General features: G+C 44.5%; 13 protein-coding genes. 4 read left to right on the forward strand and 9 right to left on the reverse strand.

The genetic code is table 11. The annotated features are described in order from the left end of the window. Window positions 1-38: 38 nt before the first annotated feature. Together ACR64J_RS00800 and ACR64J_RS00805 are read right to left on the reverse strand one after the other, a co-directional pair. A complete protein-coding gene (locus tag ACR64J_RS00800) occupies window positions 39-881 on the reverse strand; it encodes a hypothetical protein (protein ID WP_435950056.1) in 843 nt (280 codons plus the stop codon). 388 nt (window positions 882-1269) lie between these two features. Continuing rightward, window positions 1270-2541: a saccharopine dehydrogenase family protein gene (locus ACR64J_RS00805; protein ID WP_435950057.1), complete on the reverse strand. Its 1272-nt coding sequence runs from the start codon at window positions 2539-2541 to the stop codon at window positions 1270-1272. 441 nt (window positions 2542-2982) lie between these two features. On the opposite strand from ACR64J_RS00805, the gene ACR64J_RS00810 reads away from it, so the two are divergent. Continuing rightward, a complete protein-coding gene (locus ACR64J_RS00810) occupies window positions 2983-3138 on the forward strand; it encodes a DUF1328 domain-containing protein (RefSeq protein ID WP_317199625.1) in 156 nt (51 codons plus the stop codon). Window positions 3139-3246: 108 nt separating this feature from the next. Here ACR64J_RS00810 and ACR64J_RS00815 read toward each other — a convergent pair whose 3' ends face one another. The 4 genes from ACR64J_RS00815 to ACR64J_RS00830 all read right to left on the reverse strand — a co-directional run bounded on the left by ACR64J_RS00815 (window position 3247) and on the right by ACR64J_RS00830 (window position 6432). Continuing rightward, window positions 3247-3540, reverse strand: coding sequence for a 4a-hydroxytetrahydrobiopterin dehydratase (locus ACR64J_RS00815; RefSeq protein WP_317199624.1), 294 nt, complete (start codon window positions 3538-3540; stop codon window positions 3247-3249). Between the two features lie 100 nt (window positions 3541-3640). Then, window positions 3641-3925, reverse strand: coding sequence for a GNAT family N-acetyltransferase (locus ACR64J_RS00820; RefSeq protein WP_435950058.1), 285 nt, complete (start codon window positions 3923-3925; stop codon window positions 3641-3643). A gap of 44 nt (window positions 3926-3969) precedes the next feature. Then, the gene (locus tag ACR64J_RS00825; RefSeq protein ID WP_435950059.1) at window positions 3970-5292 is read right to left on the reverse strand and encodes a fatty acid desaturase family protein; all 1323 of its coding nucleotides are present in this window, start codon (window positions 5290-5292) and stop codon (window positions 3970-3972) included. A 21-nt stretch (window positions 5293-5313) separates the two neighbouring features. Further along, window positions 5314-6432, reverse strand: a complete 1119-nt coding sequence (locus ACR64J_RS00830; RefSeq protein ID WP_435950060.1) for a flavin reductase family protein — start codon at window positions 6430-6432, stop codon at window positions 5314-5316. Between the two features lie 435 nt (window positions 6433-6867). Here ACR64J_RS00830 and ettA point away from each other — a divergent pair, with 435 nt between their 5' ends. Beyond that, on the forward strand, window positions 6868-8529 hold the full coding sequence (gene ettA / locus ACR64J_RS00835; RefSeq protein ID WP_317199620.1) for an energy-dependent translational throttle protein EttA: 1662 nt from the start codon (window positions 6868-6870) through the stop codon (window positions 8527-8529). Between the two features lie 104 nt (window positions 8530-8633). Here the strand turns inward: ettA and plsB are convergent, their stop codons facing one another. Further along, on the reverse strand, window positions 8634-11423 hold the full coding sequence (plsB, locus tag ACR64J_RS00840) for a glycerol-3-phosphate 1-O-acyltransferase PlsB (protein ID WP_435950061.1): 2790 nt from the start codon (window positions 11421-11423) through the stop codon (window positions 8634-8636). Window positions 11424-11646: 223 nt separating this feature from the next. On the opposite strand from plsB, the gene ybaK reads away from it, so the two are divergent. Further along, window positions 11647-12135 carry a Cys-tRNA(Pro) deacylase gene (gene ybaK, locus ACR64J_RS00845; protein WP_435950062.1) on the forward strand — a complete coding sequence of 163 codons (489 nt, stop codon included), beginning with the start codon at window positions 11647-11649 and terminating at the stop codon, window positions 12133-12135. Between the two features lie 78 nt (window positions 12136-12213). After that, complete coding sequence (locus tag ACR64J_RS00850) at window positions 12214-12591, forward strand: 5-carboxymethyl-2-hydroxymuconate Delta-isomerase (protein WP_435950063.1); 378 nt, start codon at window positions 12214-12216, stop codon at window positions 12589-12591. A 102-nt stretch (window positions 12592-12693) separates the two neighbouring features. Here the strand turns inward: ACR64J_RS00850 and ACR64J_RS00855 are convergent, their stop codons facing one another. Both ACR64J_RS00855 and aroE read right to left on the reverse strand, forming a co-directional pair. After that, a complete protein-coding gene (locus ACR64J_RS00855; protein ID WP_435950064.1) occupies window positions 12694-14514 on the reverse strand; it encodes an acyl-CoA dehydrogenase C-terminal domain-containing protein in 1821 nt (606 codons plus the stop codon). A gap of 439 nt (window positions 14515-14953) precedes the next feature. After that, window positions 14954-15817, reverse strand: a complete 864-nt coding sequence (gene aroE, locus ACR64J_RS00860; protein WP_435950065.1) for a shikimate dehydrogenase — start codon at window positions 15815-15817, stop codon at window positions 14954-14956. Window positions 15818-15846: the final 29 nt, after the last annotated feature.

Consider the following 15846-nt stretch of genomic DNA (forward strand, 5'->3'; position numbering starts at 1 on the left):
TTGCAGATTATAACTATAATATCGCTAGCGTTAAAGTATTACTCAACTATGATAGTTCTACCTGTGTTTGGATCGATGATGCGCTGCTGCATGTTGTTTTGCATGTTATTGTCTGGCACACGAATCACAGGATAAGTCTGATTGATATCAGTGTTTCTGATGGCTTGAGCATCTGCTTCTTGACCAACATATACCGTACGACCATCTGCTGTCTCTACAGCAACTCTTGTACCTGCTGCTGTATTCACGCGTTGAACCTGATCACTAGGCGCTATGATGACTTCGCTGACTTGATACTGCGTTGGACGAATAGTACGCTTGGTCTCGATAACGACTGCTTCCATACTACGCTCTTCTTGGATTGCAAGCTGTGCTTCTGGCGCTTTGACTTCACTGATAACAGGAGTTGGGAAGTTGCTACCGAAATGGTTATCACACTGCTGCATGGTGACACGTACAGGATTGCCATTTCTATCCATATAGACGTTAACTGGCATGTCAGAGGCAAAAGGAACATATTTACCTACTAGCGCACCTGAAACACCGTAGCGACCATTAGACTGACCAACACCCATATCACAAGCACCTGCTTCATAGTCGCTGGTACGTAAATTATTATTGTTGACTACGCTTTGGGGGATCATAACCTCAGATAGGCTCATCTTAGCTACGCTGACTTCACCTGTGCGGCGCATCGGGTTTTGGTAAGTATAAGGAGTATAGAACTTAGCAGAGCCGTCTTTTACCGCCATGACGCATTCATCATAAGTATCATAGCCGACATTACCGTTACGATCAGTAGTCATACCAGCATTAGCGCCTGTGGCTGCCATAGCCAAACCTGACGTGAGTACCGCTGCAGTTAATATATTCAATTTCATAATTTTATCCTCTTAATAGGTTATGTATTATTTAGTAGCTTTGTGATGTTCCACAGCAAAAGCTGCATATACCTTTTTTATGTGAAATATCTATCTATAGAGCTTGGATAAACGCTGTACTTTACAAGCGCTGATTAAGATATAGATAAATAAGTTGTGCTTAACAAAATTTATACTACCCAAATGATTGCCAGTACGCTGTGACAATAGGCTAAGATTATGTAGCGTAATGTAGTGAAAACGCGCAATACGGCAATGTCAGTTACCTAAAACTCATACTTGTGTCATCAACCGATAAAAAAACCGCACCTTAACAATAAGATGCGGTTGATTGTGTCTTTAAATTTTTGGCGTTAAAACAAAATAGGCGCTAAAAAAAGTATCAATATTAGCTATCAACAACTTCAAAGCTTAAACCAGAGTGTTCCTCTAGGCGCTTGATTAAATGCTCGCCCATAGCAGAAGCTGGCGTCCAAAAGCCGCCTTCAACGCTCTCTTTTGAGATATCTTGTGCCAAGCATAGCGCCGATTGTGCCAGCATACGTGAGGTGCTGCCATAGCCTGGGTCTTTGTCCCCTGTAACTTTGGTACTGATATGCTCATTTTTAGCCGTTTCGCCAAAGAAGCGAATATCAAAATAACCGTTGTCTTGTTCAGACTTTGAAGGACCGCTACCTGACTTAGGTAGGACATGCTTTGAGAGTAATTCACGGCTGGGCTTAAACATCATAGAGGCGGCAAAACCCATAAGACCTGCACTTAATGCGTAGCTGGTCATCTGACCTTTGATACCATCTTTCATCCACATGGCTTCGTCGTACTTAAAGTCACGACCATACTCATAATCTGATAACTGATTGCTGCGATGTACGATACGCGTATTGATACTTGCCATCACAAAAGGAGCTAGCCAGCGCTTGTGCTTATCATCATATTCAGGTTTGCTGACATTGTACTGACGAGTATTTGGCGCATCATCATCAGTATTGAGTAGATAAGGATTCGTCACTTGCTTGCGGCGTGATTTGTCTTCGCCGACTTCTTCAAATATAGTCGCCATTGAGGCAATCGTACCACCAGAGAGACCGCCTTTAGCTGCTTTTACGCGCATGTGAATGATACTACAAACATCATCGAACTTATCTTGAGCTTGCTGCTGAGTAAAGTACACGCCCAAATCTGAGGGAATAGAGTCAAAGCCGCACGAGTTGACGATACGAGCGCCACTTTGTTTGGCGGCGTCCTCATACTTATCCATCATGTCCTTAATAAAGATAGCTTCGCCCGTCAGATCAACATAATCAGTACCATTAGCGCTGCAAGATTTGATCAAAGGCTCACCGTACTTTAGGTAAGGACCGACGGTTGAGATAATGACCTGTGTTTGTTTGGTCATCTTATCTAAGCTGGCGTCATCGTTACTATTGGCAATGATAATGTCGACTTTTTGCGTAGAGTCAGAGCCACTGATTTCAGACTGTAGTTTTTTGAGTTTGTCTTCATCGCGCCCTGCAATCGCCCAAGTCGCTTTTGCGTCATTATTCTCAGACAAAAACTCTGATAAGTAATGCGCCGTAATTTGACCGACAAAGCTAGTAGAACCGTACAAGACAACGGCATATTCGCGCGTGTCAGTGTTTATCTGATTTGAGGTAGACATAATAGTATCCTTATAGTGTGATTAAAGAAGATAGAGTGATTAAAAAAGTAATGTTTGAGCCTTAAAAAATTTGAGCTGTGAGATGTTGAGCAGATAATTACTTATAATTATTAAATATAGTTACAAGAGCTGGTTTATTAAGGTTCTTGTTGCAGAGCTCTCATTGGCCGATTTTGGTGTTAAATGGATTTTACGTCAATATAGGTAGGCATACTAGATGCTATTTATATATAGACACATAAAACGGTCGTACTTAAGTATCTACTACATCGATACTTTTAAACTTACAAAAGTTACATAATTCAATGTTTAATTACCAAATCAAACGATACTTTTAGAGGTGATTTAGTACTATTTGATTCTTAAGAATAGTATTAAAAACAATTAATTAAAGCTACTTATAACCAAAGCTACCTACATTAACAATTAAAGGAGAATTTTATGTTTCGTTGGGCTATCATTTTTGCCATTGTCGCACTTATCGCAAGTTTACTTGGATTTGGCGGCGTTGCAGGCTTATCTGCCAATATTGCTTACGTACTATTAGCTGTAGCTGTTATCTTATTCATTGTGGCCTTTGTTAGCCGCAAGATGTAGATCTGCAAAAAACTTATTCTTTATAATCAAAAAACCGTCTTCTAAGGAGACGGTTTTTTGGTTTAAGCAAACAAGGACTCATAATCTTAAAGAGTTTGTAAGTACAGATTATAGTCTTTTAGGCTGAATAATATATTCCATGCGCTTAGCTAGGCGAATATCATGACTGGTAATACCGCCAGTATCATTCGTCGTCAAACGTACTTCGACGATGTTATAAACGTTGCGCCACTCGGGATGATGCTCGAGCGCCTCAGCATAAAAAGCTGCTTGATTCATAAAACTCATAGCTTCGATAAAATCATTAAAGTGATAGGTCTTGACGATACTGCTGCCATCACGCTGCCAGCCTGCTAGATCCTCAAGCTGCATATCCACTTGTTTATCAGATAAACTACTCATGATGCTGTCCTTATGATAGTGATAAAAAAGTTAAAATTTATAAGAATAGATACAACAGGAGCGAAATCCGTTGAGTACATATTAGAATAAGCTTTTATACTTAAACTAAATCTTTGTACTCAGGGTGCTTGCTGATATATGAGGCAACAAACGAGCACTGCGGCACGACTTTTTTGTCGTTGTCACGCGCATAGTTTAAAGCGTGCTTGACCAGTGCTGAGCCCACACCGCGCCCGCCTAGAGCTGCAGGCACAATAGTATGATCGTAGACGAGCGTGTCGCCGCGTTCTTGGTAGCTGATGTAACCTGTCTTATTGTCGATAGAGGTCTCAAAACGCTTGGCATCTTGGTTGTGGGATATATCTAGTGATTCATTATTATTCATATCTCTCTCCGTTTACTAAATGACTTATTTTAATATAAAGCTGATTAAGCATAGAATAAAGCATTACGCATGACTGGTGGCAAATATTTACTCAGACCACGCGCGGTTGTCACAGCCTTGGTGACCTCTTTATTCTCTACAGCTTGCATTGTTAAGTATGATTGCCACTCAGCAGCGCTTGGCTTGCTAAAATGATGAATACGCTTAATCACCTGTTTGAGCTGCTGACCGAAGCTGCCAGTATTGTATGGTAAGCCGTATTTTTTGCATATCTCTTGTACTTGCGGGGCGATGCGCGTATAGCGATTGGCTGGCATGTCAGGGTAGATATGGTGCTCAATCTGATGCGATAAATGACCGGTCAAGATATGAAACCACTTGCGACCTGTAAGGTTACTTGAGCCTAGTATCTGTCTGGTGTACCAGTCGCCGCGGCTTTCATGGTCGTCAAGATGGGTATAAATATGAGCCTGCTCGGTAAAGTGACCACAAAATATCACCGCCCAAGTCCAGACGTTACGTACAAGGTTAGCAGTCACGTTACCGCTAACGGTCATCATAGCACTGCGTGTACCAAATACCAGCCCTGAAAGCGCAGGAAATGCCACATAATCTTTGCCTACTTGCCGCTTTATTTTGCTAAATAATGCCTGAGACTTAGGCGTCATAATATCGACCAAGCGCGCGTCATTGGCGTATTCATCAACACTGATTTGAATATCGTGAAACGCTACCGCCCACTCAAACCCTAGTGCTAGTATCGCTGTACTCAACAAGTTGTTGCGATCGCTTGGCGTCCAAGACTGCTCGTCGGTCACTCGAATCAGATGATAGCCGACATCATGATCACGACCAACAATATTGGTAAAGGTATGGTGCAAATAATTGTGCGAATGCTGCCAGAGCGGGGCGGGACAAACAATGTCCCAATCAAATTTTTGACTGTTTAGATGCGGGTGCCCCATCCAGTCATATTGACCATGCATGACATTGTGCCCAAGCTCCATATTGTTGAGTATCTTGCTAAAGCTGAGCAGGGAGGTGCCTAGTAGCCAGAGACCCAATTGCTTACGGCGTGAAGCGGGAATAGCGGCAATGCTAAGCACAGCGCGTGCTAGAGTTTCGCTATAAACGACCGCGCTATAAATACGCTGAATATAGCGAGCATCCTCCAAGCCAAGAGAAGCCATCACCTCTTTGTATAAAGCGTCTAATTCATCAGCCATAGCTTTGGTTTGCGCTTTTGATAGCGGCGCAGCGCTCAAGGTAGGGTAGGGCTTTTGCGGCCATAGCTTGTCATCAACGGGCGAAAAAGACGCAGTAGGCAGCGCAGATTGAGCACTAAACATAGGCGATAATAAACGCATAAAAACTCCTCAGTTACTGAGTTAAACGTCGAGCACGACGTCTGTTAAAGGCACTGTAATACAAGTCTGAATGGACTCAAAACCATCACTACTAATTGAGCCTGTCTGAATATTTTTGACCTGACCACTGATTTTTTGGCAGCGGCATAAATGACAGATACCTTGACGACAACCATAGGGCAGACGTATACCTGCCTTTTCAGCACCAGCAAGTAAAGTAGTATCACTTGTGAACTGTCGCTGGCGCGCGCGTAGAGATATGGTTCGCTCTACGATATCAGCCGCGCTTTGCTCTTTACTATATCCAAAATCACTACTACCAAAGCGCTCTACAGTGATATTATCACGCAGTGATACGTCGTCTAAATCAATCTCGCTTGCTGCTTGGTATAAACTTGATAACAGTTCTTGCGCGCCGCAGGCATATACTTGCGTTTGCTCAAGTGGCAGTCCTAGTGATAACAAGCTGTGAGTATTTAGATGACGACTACTGGCAAGATAAGTACTAGAATCTTTAGTGATTATCAAATGATAACGAAACGCAGGATAAGTCGATGCCAATACTGACCAAAAAGACGTCAATATAGGCGTACGATTGTAATGCAATAGCGTAACCGTCCGCCCATTCTTTAAGGCTTGAGTTATCAGTCCTAACATCGGCGTAATACCGCTACCACTGGCGATACATAACATGGGCGCAGAGTCATCTAGAGCAGATGGCAGTATAAAACTACCGCTTGGAGTGCTGCACTCAAATACATCACCAAGCGCTGCTTGCTGCGTTAAATGTTGAGAGATTAAACCTTGAGCCTTTATCGCTATAGTTAGTGTATGCGCCTTTTTGCTATGCCACCATAACGGCTGCTGCGGGAGTCCAACTATCGAGTACTGGCGCTGATGACGAACACCGTCAATCGGTACAATAAGACTAAGATGCTGCCCACCATCCCAGTTATTTCCCGATTGCTGACGAAATGCATAATTGGTCTCAAATTGAAGCGCGACTAGATTATCGCCTAGCCTATGCTTGGCTAATAAGCGTAGTTTAGGCGACATCAAAGACCAAAAGGGATGCACGCGAGTACCAACAAAGTCTATAAAAGCACGCTGAATAAGCTCAGGATGGTAGCCAGTTGACATAAATAGAGCCCCTTTAACTTAGCGTCACTGCCGACATCTACTACCTCAAAGCTATCATTATTAGGCTAATCATAGTTTAAACAGCAGCACTAATTTATTAAGTTATATTAACATAATAGACTTTATTGATTAATTCTATAGTAAGTTTGATGCAAAATTTTGTAGGACTTATAAAACAGAAATCTATCAGCGCTTACGCTTAGCTATCATTATTATTGTAAAGCCCGAGTTTTAATGACTGCTTTTGTGCAAAAAAAAGACGATAGCCTGCAAAAACGACTGAACCTGCCAGAAAACAAGCTCTCAGCTTGCAGGGGCTAGAGGACAATGCGATAATGGCAGACAATTTATATCTTATTCCAAAGCAGTTGCTACTCGCATGATAAGCGTTATGCGCGCCCAATTGCTCTCTCTAGGTAGTCCATCGGAGTATCAATGGCTCAATATATCTACACGATGAACAACGTGTCAAAACTTGTTCCGCCTAAGCGCGAGATTCTAAAAAATATTAATTTATCATTTTTCCCAGGTGCCAAAATCGGGGTACTCGGTATCAATGGTTCGGGTAAATCAACCTTACTACGTATCATGGCAGGCGTAGATACCGAATTTAGCGGCGAAGCACGCGCGCAAACGGGCACCAAAATCGGTTACTTACCGCAGGAACCACAGCTTGATGATAGTAAAGACGTCCGTGGTAATGTCGAAGACGGCATGCGTGAAGCGTTAGATGCGCTAGCTCGTCTGGACGCTATCTATGCTGAATATGCCGAACCTGATGCAGACTTTGATAAGCTTGCTGAGGAACAAGGCAAGATGGAGGACATCATTCAAGCGTGGGATGCCCACAACCTAAACACTCAATTAGAAAAAGCTGCTGATGCTTTGCGCCTGCCGCCATGGGATGCTGATGTCAGCAAACTATCTGGTGGTGAAAAACGCCGCGTAGCACTATGCCGTTTGCTACTATCACGTCCTGATATGCTATTACTTGACGAACCAACTAACCATTTGGACGCCGAATCTGTCGCTTGGCTTGAGCAGTTCTTACAGAACTACAGCGGTACTATCGTGGCTATTACCCATGACCGTTATTTCTTAGATAACGTCGCGCAGTGGATCTTGGAGCTAGATCGTGGCCATGGCTATCCGTACGAAGGCAACTATACGGAGTGGCTAGAGCAGAAGAACACGCGCCTAGAGCAGCAAAATAAGCAAGAAGAATCCTTCGCTAAAGCGCTGAAAAAAGAGCTTGAGTGGATCCGTAAGAATCAAAAAGGTCAACAGACGAAGTCCAAATCTCGTGTACAGCGTTTTGAAGAGTTAAATTCAACGGAATTTCAAAAGCGTAATGAGACCTCGGAGATTTATATCCCGCCAGGTCCACGCCTTGGCAACAAGGTCATCGAAGTCAACGATATCTCTAAATCATTTGGCGATCGTTTGCTGTACAAAGACTTGAGTTTTAACGTACCAGCGGGCGCTATCGTTGGTATTATCGGTCCAAATGGGGCGGGTAAAACCACCTTGTTTAACATGATTACTGAACGCGATACGCCAGATACAGGATCAGTCGATTTGGGTGAGAGCGTCAAGGTCGCTTACGTCGGTCAGGTACGTGATAACCTAGACGATAGCAAGACGGTTTGGGAAGAAGTGTCTGACGGCCTAGATATCATTACCGTTGGTGACTATACGACGCCAAGCCGCGCTTATATTGGCCGCTTTAACTTTAAAGGCTCAGACCAGCAAAAGCACGTCGGTCAATTATCAGGTGGTGAGCGTAACCGCTTGCAACTAGCGAAGACGCTAAAGCAAGGCGCAAACGTATTGCTCCTTGATGAACCCTCAAACGATTTGGATATCGAAACCTTGCGTGCGCTTGAGGACGCGATTCAAGTATTCCCAGGTACAGTCATGGTCGTCTCGCATGATCGCTGGTTCCTTGACCGTATCGCGACTCATATCTTAGCCTTTGAAGAGGAAGGCCCTGTATGGTTCGATGGTAACTATACTGAGTTTGAAGCGTATCGTAAAAAGACCATGGGTGACGATGCAACGCCTAAGCGCATGAAGTATAAGAAGATTAGTACCTAAGCCAATTATTTGACTTATTCCGATAAAAAAGACCTCTAATGATTAGAGGTCTTTTTTTGTATTAAACTATAAAGAAATTAAAACTATAGAGTAATTCGTACGGATTAACGCTTACGCCCAAACTTACGCTGTTTTTTATTACTAATCTCGGTAATGGCGTGGGATATCTCTTCTTCATCGAGGCTTGCCACTTGCTGCAAGGTCTGCATGATATCAGTACTGAGCACATACTTGGCATATTGCGCGATATCATTGATACGCTGATCAAAGCTTAGCACGCCTGTTTCAGCATCTTTTTTGAGGTAATCGAGACGTATGAGCGCGGTGACAAAACTAGTAAACAGCGCGCGGTCAAAGAAGTCAGGAATATCATCAGCATAGAGTACTGATAAGCGCTGACCGAGCAGGTGACACAGATCGACCACTTCATCCTCAGTTAGATTGCCAGAGCCTTGCTGCGCAAGTAGGGCCAGCGTCATAAAATAACGCTCAAGGCTTTGCTCAACAGGCGTTGCGAGCACTTGTAGCTGCTGATAGCTGCTGCTATTGGCTTCAGGAGTGCTTAGCATACCATCGCTAAGCTCAACGATAAGACCATGCGCGATCATATTATCGATCTTTTTATTGAGCGTGTCCGCAAGACCATGCGCTGGGTAGTACAAGAACAGCTCACTTTGTAAGAACGGATATAACTGCTCGACGATGTTATCAAGACGGCTGCGTTCGATACGACCATTACGGGCAACGAGTGCCGCTAAAAATGACATCAAGATAAAGACATGCAAGATGTTATTGCGAAAGTAGCTCAGTAGTGCCGCTTGCTTGCCTGCAACTTGAATGATATCACCCAAAATGTGCGGTATACGTTCAATGAGTTTGAGCTTGATACCATAATCGATAATCTGCTGCGGGTTCATGTCGGTGACGATAGTATCGTCAGAGTAGGGCATATGACTGGCGATATTGTGATAAAGCGCGATTTGCTCGCGGCAGATATCTTCATCCAAAGCCGCCTTTGGAGCTGATAGCAATACTAAGGAGAGTAGCGATACTGGGTTAACGACCGCCGCTTTATTGATGTGCTGCATGATCTTGATACCGATATTATCGACCATTGCACTCGTATTATCATCAAGCGGTGTATCGGTACGATCGGCGGGCAAGCTATTGGCGGGCACATCGAACTTTTGCATAAAGTCCTCGATGTGTAGCGGCGTTCCAAAGCTCAGATGTACTGACCCAAAGATTCGCTCGATCTTACGGCCGACTTTGAGCAGACCTATGAGCGACTCGGACTCTTTAGGCTTACCCTTAAGCTCACCAATGTAGGTAACGCCTTCCATAATGCGCTCGTAACCGATGTAGGTTGGAATAAACACCACAGGTTTATTGGTATGGCGCAGCTGACTATGAATGGTCATGGCGAGCATGCCCATCTTAGGCGGTAGTAAGCGCCCTGAACGCGAACGCCCACCTTCGACGAAGTATTCAATAGGCGTATTACGCGTGATAAGCGTATGCATATATTCGCGCAAAACGGCGGTATATAACGCATTACCACGAAAGCTGCGGCGAATGTAAAAAGCCACAGCGCCGCGCAGTAGCGGCCCCAATACAGGAACGTCCAAGTTGTCACCAGCAGCGACATAAGGGATGCTCAGGCCGCGCTTGTAGATGACGTAAGAGAGCAATAGATAGTCGACATGGCTGCGATGACAAGGCACGTAGATGATCTCATGATCGGTTGCCAGCGCGCGCACGCGCTCAAAATGATGCACCTCAACGCCGTCATAGAGCTGCGTCCATAGCCAAGTCAAAAACTTATCAAAGATACGAATCACTTGATAGGAGTAGTCGTTGACCATCTCATTGGCATAACCTTTGGCCGTCGCTCGCGCCTCTTTATCACTCACGCCGCTCGCCGCTGCTTCAACCTCTATCGCGTGTTTGATAGCAGGGGAGTAGATAAGCTTATCGACTAGATTGCGTCTGTCTGATAAGTCAGGACCAAGCATGCTGGCGCGCTGTTTATCGAGATAAATATTAAGCTGCTGCTGTAATGAGCGTACCAGCTCACGGTGACCATCACTGGCTGTGATAAGTGCGTGCGGCGCAGCATCACTATCTACTTTACCTATACTAGAAGTATTAGTGTCAGAGATACTAGATTCAAAAGGACTTACAATATCTGCTGCTGTTAAATCAGCAATATCGACTGCTACTGATTCCGATATATCCTCCATCAGCTCATCGGCTATTAAATCATCAGGCAGGCGCTTATAGATAGCTTGACGTAGGTCCTGCGGCGCATGAAACTGTACAAAAGTATCACGGCCCATTACCCCGATATTGAATAACTGCTTGGTAATACCCGGGTCTTCCCAGTTGTCGGTCATGAGTAGCTTAAACAGCGAGTCTTCTTTATCAGGCGCGCGTCCCCACAGTATGGAGACAGGTATGAGCCGAATGTTTAGATCTGGATACTGCAAAACAGCGGCAATCAGTCGTGCCAAACGCGGTGAGAGCTCATCATCTTTAGCCTTAGGATGATGCAAAAAAATGATACCCGCGTTCTCATAGACATTATGTGTATTGTCGTCGACTTCAATCAAGGCTGGCGGTAGACCGTGCTCCTGGGTTTGTAGATCAATAAGTAAGCTATTAGAGCGTGAATAGTCTTGTAGCACATAAAAGGTCAGCGTTTGGTCGCCCTCATCAAATTGTGGGACCTCGCCTAACAGTTTAGGTTTGACTGCGACATCTAGCGCTTGCCCAGACAACTTGCGATACAGCTGACTGATGGGCGTATTGCCTTGAGGCTTGTCTATCAACTGCGCTGAGTTGTCCTTAATAGGGGCTTTAAACAGGCGTTTTTTTATAAACTTAGGTATCATAATAAGGTATCAAAAGTTGTAAAATGTAATACAGGCATGATGCCATAAAATGCTATAAAACGATATATCCTGTCTGTATTCACTGTTAATATAATCTTACCAGCGTCGATCTTGACTATTTAAGGTACCCCTTCACTATCTTCAGTGTCGCTCAATCATTTAAGATACAAATAGCAAAATACTGACGTCAACATGGATACTCTCACTTGCATGGTTAGCGCTTATGACTCCAGCTATCAATACTGCCAAAAAACAGCATCTTGATTATCAATTGCATGAATATACTCATGACAGCAATGCAGCGTCTTATGGACTCGAGGCCGCCTATAAGCTTGGCGTAGCAAGCGCTCAAGTCTACAAAACCTTGGTAGTAGCGAGTGACACAGGCGTGCTTGCCGTTGCTGTACTGCCCGTAGATAACACCTTAAACTTTAAAAAAATGGCCAAAGCTTTATCTATCGATCACGGTTTGTCCTGCAAAAAAGTACAACTAGCAGACCCCAAACAAGTGGCGCGTAGTACAGGCTACGTGCTCGGCGGCGTTAGCCCCTTGGGACAAAAAAAGCGCCTAGCCACTATTATTGATAACGCCGCTACTGATCAGGCAAGCATTTACGTAAGCGCAGGTCGCCGCGGCCTTGAAATTGAGCTACCTCCTCAGCAGTTGGCTGAGACGATTGACGCCCGTTTTGCAGATATTGTCGACAGCTAAACACTCATACTCTTGGCAATACTCTCTATGAGCTGATATTTATTGAACTCCAAACACACTATATATAAGAGACTACCTATGCCGCATCTTACTGTTCAAGCCACGCCCAACGTCACTATCCCTCATGAGGAGTCTTTGCTAAAGGCGCTCAACCTTGCACTTTGGGAGAGTGGACACTTTGGCAAACGCACGGATATCAAAGCGCGCATACTGCCTATCGATACGTTTTTGGTGGGAGTGGAGGATGATGAGCAAGAAAACGGCTTTATTTATCTGCATCTAAAACTAATGGCAGGGCGCGATATCGTTGCGCGCAATCAGCTCTGCGAGCTCATCGTCACCACCGCTGAGCGTCTACTTAAAGATGAGCAGTCAGGCCGCGCGAGTATACAAGTATGCGCTGAGGTTGAAGAGATTAGTGCGGTCTATCATAAGAAGTTTTTTGACTTACCCTAGGGCATGTTTGATATTCATATTTTTTAAGTCAAAAAAAGCGCCTCAATTGAGACGCTTTTGTTATTAACTTATGGGTGTTGACTTATGGGTATAAGTTCAGCTCTAGTCTAAAAAGGCAAAGCTATCGATAGGCATATTCATCATGCTCTCGCTTGGCGCGACCATGGCTTCTGCGTGACCTGAAGTACGTGGCAATAACTTATCAAAGTAAAATTCTGCTGTTTGAATCTTAGCTTCATAGAACTCTGGCGCTTCAACGCCGCCATTCTCTAATTTGTCATAAGCGACTGCAGCCATACGAGCCCAATGATAACCCATCATCACATAGCCTGAATACATCAAGAAGTCATCTGATGCCGCTGAGATGATTTCGCGATCTTTACGTGCCATTAGCATTAAGCGTACCGTCAACGTATTCCATTCAGCACATAGCTTGGTGAGTGCCCAGACGAATTTACGCATGTCTTTATCAAGCGCATACTCGCCGCACCATTTCATGATGCTTGAGGTGTAATCACGGATGATTTTACCTTTAGATTGCAAGATAACCTTACGACCTAATAAATCAAGCGCCTGAATACCTGTGGTACCTTCGTACATGGTTGCGATACGAGCATCACGAGCGATCAGCTCCATGCCCCACTCTTTGATATAGCCGTGACCACCGTATACTTGCTGACCGTGCTTGGCCGCCTCAATACCTGTTTCAGTCAAAAAGCCTTTTAGGATAGGGGTGTAGAATCCTAATTTGTCATCCCACTTTTCAAACTCTTCATCATTGCCATTAGCCACGCCTTGCGCCATTTTGTCCGCATAACGCGCCGCATGATAAATCATCGAGCGACCGCCTTCGGCAAAGGCTTTTTGCGTAAGCAGCATACGACGTACGTCAGCGTGATGAATAATGGCATCCGCTACTTTTTCAGGATCTTTGGTACCTGACAGGGCGCGCATAGAGCGGCGATCTTTGGCATACGGAAGTGCGTTTTGAAACGCCAGCTCAGTATGAGCCAGACCTTCGATACCGGTACCGATACGGGCAGTGTTCATAAAGGTGAACATGGCTTTTAGGCCGCGATTAGGCTCGCCGATAAGAAAGGCAGTCGCTTCATCGAAGTTGAGTACGCAAGTCGCTGATGAGCTGATACCCATTTTGTGCTCGATAGAGCCACAAGTAACGCCGTTACGCTCGCCCACTTCGCCATCACTATTTGGCAAAAATTTTGGCACGATAAATAGTGAGATACCACGGGTACCACCTGGCGCATCTGGTAAGCGCGCTAATACGATATGGATGATGTTCTCAGTTAAGTCATGCTCACCGCTTGAGATAAAGATTTTGGTGCCACTAAGCTTGTAGCTACCGTCATCTTGCGGAATAGCTTTTGACTTGACCTGACCCAAGTCGGTACCGCAATGCGGCTCAGTTAGACACATGGTACCTGCCCATGAGCCTTCAACCAATTTATGCAGGTACGTCTCTTTTTGCTCATCAGAACCGTATTGCATCATCGTATTGATACAACCCGTTGATAAGCCAGGATACATCGACCAAGGCCAGTTAGCTGTACCGATGATTTCAGCTTTGATGAGGTTGATAGACATTGGCAAGTTCATACCGCCGTAGGCTTCAGGATATGAGATACCTTGCCAGCCGCCTTCAACGAACTGCTCATACGCCTCTTTAAAGCCCTTAGGCGTAGTCACAACGCCGTCTTCAAAATGACAGCCTTCTTCGTCAGCAGGCTGGTACAAAGGCGAGAGAATATTCTCAGCAAAGTCGGCCATGCCTTGCAAGATCATGTCAACGGTTTCAGGATCGGCATTTTCACCATTGTCTAGGTCTTTGTAATGCGTCTGAAAGTCAAAAACATCGTTTATCAAAAATTTGATATCGCGTAAAGGTGCTTTATAAGTCAACATAATTAAGTCTCTTTGATGGATTCGCTCAAATCAGTCCAACAGCAAAGAATCCGCTGTATAAATGAAAGTCACTATTGTCTAATAGCGATACGATAGGTAAAAGAATTCTGAGGTCATTTTTTGTAAACTGTTTCTTTATAAATAACCCATAAATGGTGCTAATCGCACCATTGTCAGCCCCACCTGCCTCTATAATTATCGGTAATGAATCATGCTGATAATCAATCGACGTCGTACAAGGGCAGCTGTGATAGCGTCAGTATAAGTCTTATTTGATCACAAAGACACAATACATAAATATAATTCATATTTCAATAGTCCAAGTATTCATTTAAGTTATATTAAATGACGTGTTAGGTCACAATATATATTTTATAGGTGCTCAAATGCCTAAACCTCTATAGATTTGGTAACTATTAAAACCTATGATCAAAGCTATTTATAAATCAGCACTTAACGCTGCAAAAGCTTGCTCAACATCGACAGTGTGACCCGTCCAGCGCATAAAACTCAAAGCCGCTTGGTGTATGAGCATGCCATAGCCGTCTGAGGTTTGTGCGCCGCGCGTCTCAAAATGCTGCAAAAAAGGTAAGGTTTTGCCATACATCATATCGTAGGCGTAGCGGGTATTTAGCTGGTCAGATAAGGGCAAAGTAGCCTCGGTCAGGCCAATTGAGGTGGCATTGATAATAATATCAAAATCACCGTTTAATTCGCTGGTCGTACAGACTTGTATATCATGATGAGCAATCTGATCACTGGCAGCGCTTAGCTCATTGACCAAGGTTTGCGCCTTACTTACAGTGCGATTAGCAAGGGTAAGCTGGGTGATGCCCGCTTCGATAAGCGGTAATATGACCCCGCGCGCCGCACCGCCTGCACCGATAATAGCCACTCGCGCCCCTGCCAAAGACCAGCTAAGACTATTGATATGATTGATGAGTCCCTGACCGTCGGTATTATCGCCGTAGATTGCCTCAACAGCAGGTATGCCTTGATCTAACAGCGCTTGATTGAGCATTAAGGTATTGACTGCGCCTGCGACTTTGGCATGTTCAGATAGGCCGCCACGTGCTTGAGAGCAAGCAAAAGCGCTTTGTTTAAAGGGTACAGTCACATTAGCGCCCACGCCGCCGCCGTTAAAAAATGCCTCAATCACAGCGACAAAGCTGTCCTCGCTATCGGGGCAAAACTGACGCTGATAGGAGATATCAAGCTGCGCCTGCGCGGCAAAACGCTGATGAATATGGGGTGATTTGCTATGAGCGATGGGATTGCCAATGACGATAAAGTGCTGAGTCATACCGAGTCTATCCTAAGCAGAAAAAGCTA

Source organism: Psychrobacter sp. DM8 (assembly GCF_051307025.1).
Taxonomy (GTDB): domain Bacteria; phylum Pseudomonadota; class Gammaproteobacteria; order Pseudomonadales; family Moraxellaceae; genus Psychrobacter.

Coding starts and splice junctions, on each gene's coding strand:
- ACR64J_RS00805 (WP_435950057.1), bottom strand. CDS start 2,541: ATGTCTACCTCAAATCAGATAAACACTGACACGCGCGAATATGCCGTT.
- ACR64J_RS00830 (WP_435950060.1), bottom strand. CDS start 6,432: ATGTCAACTGGCTACCATCCTGAGCTTATTCAGCGTGCTTTTATAGAC.
- ACR64J_RS00855 (WP_435950064.1), bottom strand. CDS start 14,514: ATGTTGACTTATAAAGCACCTTTACGCGATATCAAATTTTTGATAAAC.
- plsB (WP_435950061.1), bottom strand. CDS start 11,423: ATGATACCTAAGTTTATAAAAAAACGCCTGTTTAAAGCCCCTATTAAG.
- aroE (WP_435950065.1), bottom strand. CDS start 15,817: ATGACTCAGCACTTTATCGTCATTGGCAATCCCATCGCTCATAGCAAA.
- ybaK (WP_435950062.1), top strand. CDS start 11,647: ATGACTCCAGCTATCAATACTGCCAAAAAACAGCATCTTGATTATCAA.
- ACR64J_RS00850 (WP_435950063.1), top strand. CDS start 12,214: ATGCCGCATCTTACTGTTCAAGCCACGCCCAACGTCACTATCCCTCAT.
- ettA (WP_317199620.1), top strand. CDS start 6,868: ATGGCTCAATATATCTACACGATGAACAACGTGTCAAAACTTGTTCCG.
- ACR64J_RS00800 (WP_435950056.1), bottom strand. CDS start 881: ATGAAATTGAATATATTAACTGCAGCGGTACTCACGTCAGGTTTGGCT.
- ACR64J_RS00810 (WP_317199625.1), top strand. CDS start 2,983: ATGTTTCGTTGGGCTATCATTTTTGCCATTGTCGCACTTATCGCAAGT.
- ACR64J_RS00820 (WP_435950058.1), bottom strand. CDS start 3,925: ATGAATAATAATGAATCACTAGATATATCCCACAACCAAGATGCCAAG.
- ACR64J_RS00815 (WP_317199624.1), bottom strand. CDS start 3,540: ATGAGTAGTTTATCTGATAAACAAGTGGATATGCAGCTTGAGGATCTA.
- ACR64J_RS00825 (WP_435950059.1), bottom strand. CDS start 5,292: ATGCGTTTATTATCGCCTATGTTTAGTGCTCAATCTGCGCTGCCTACT.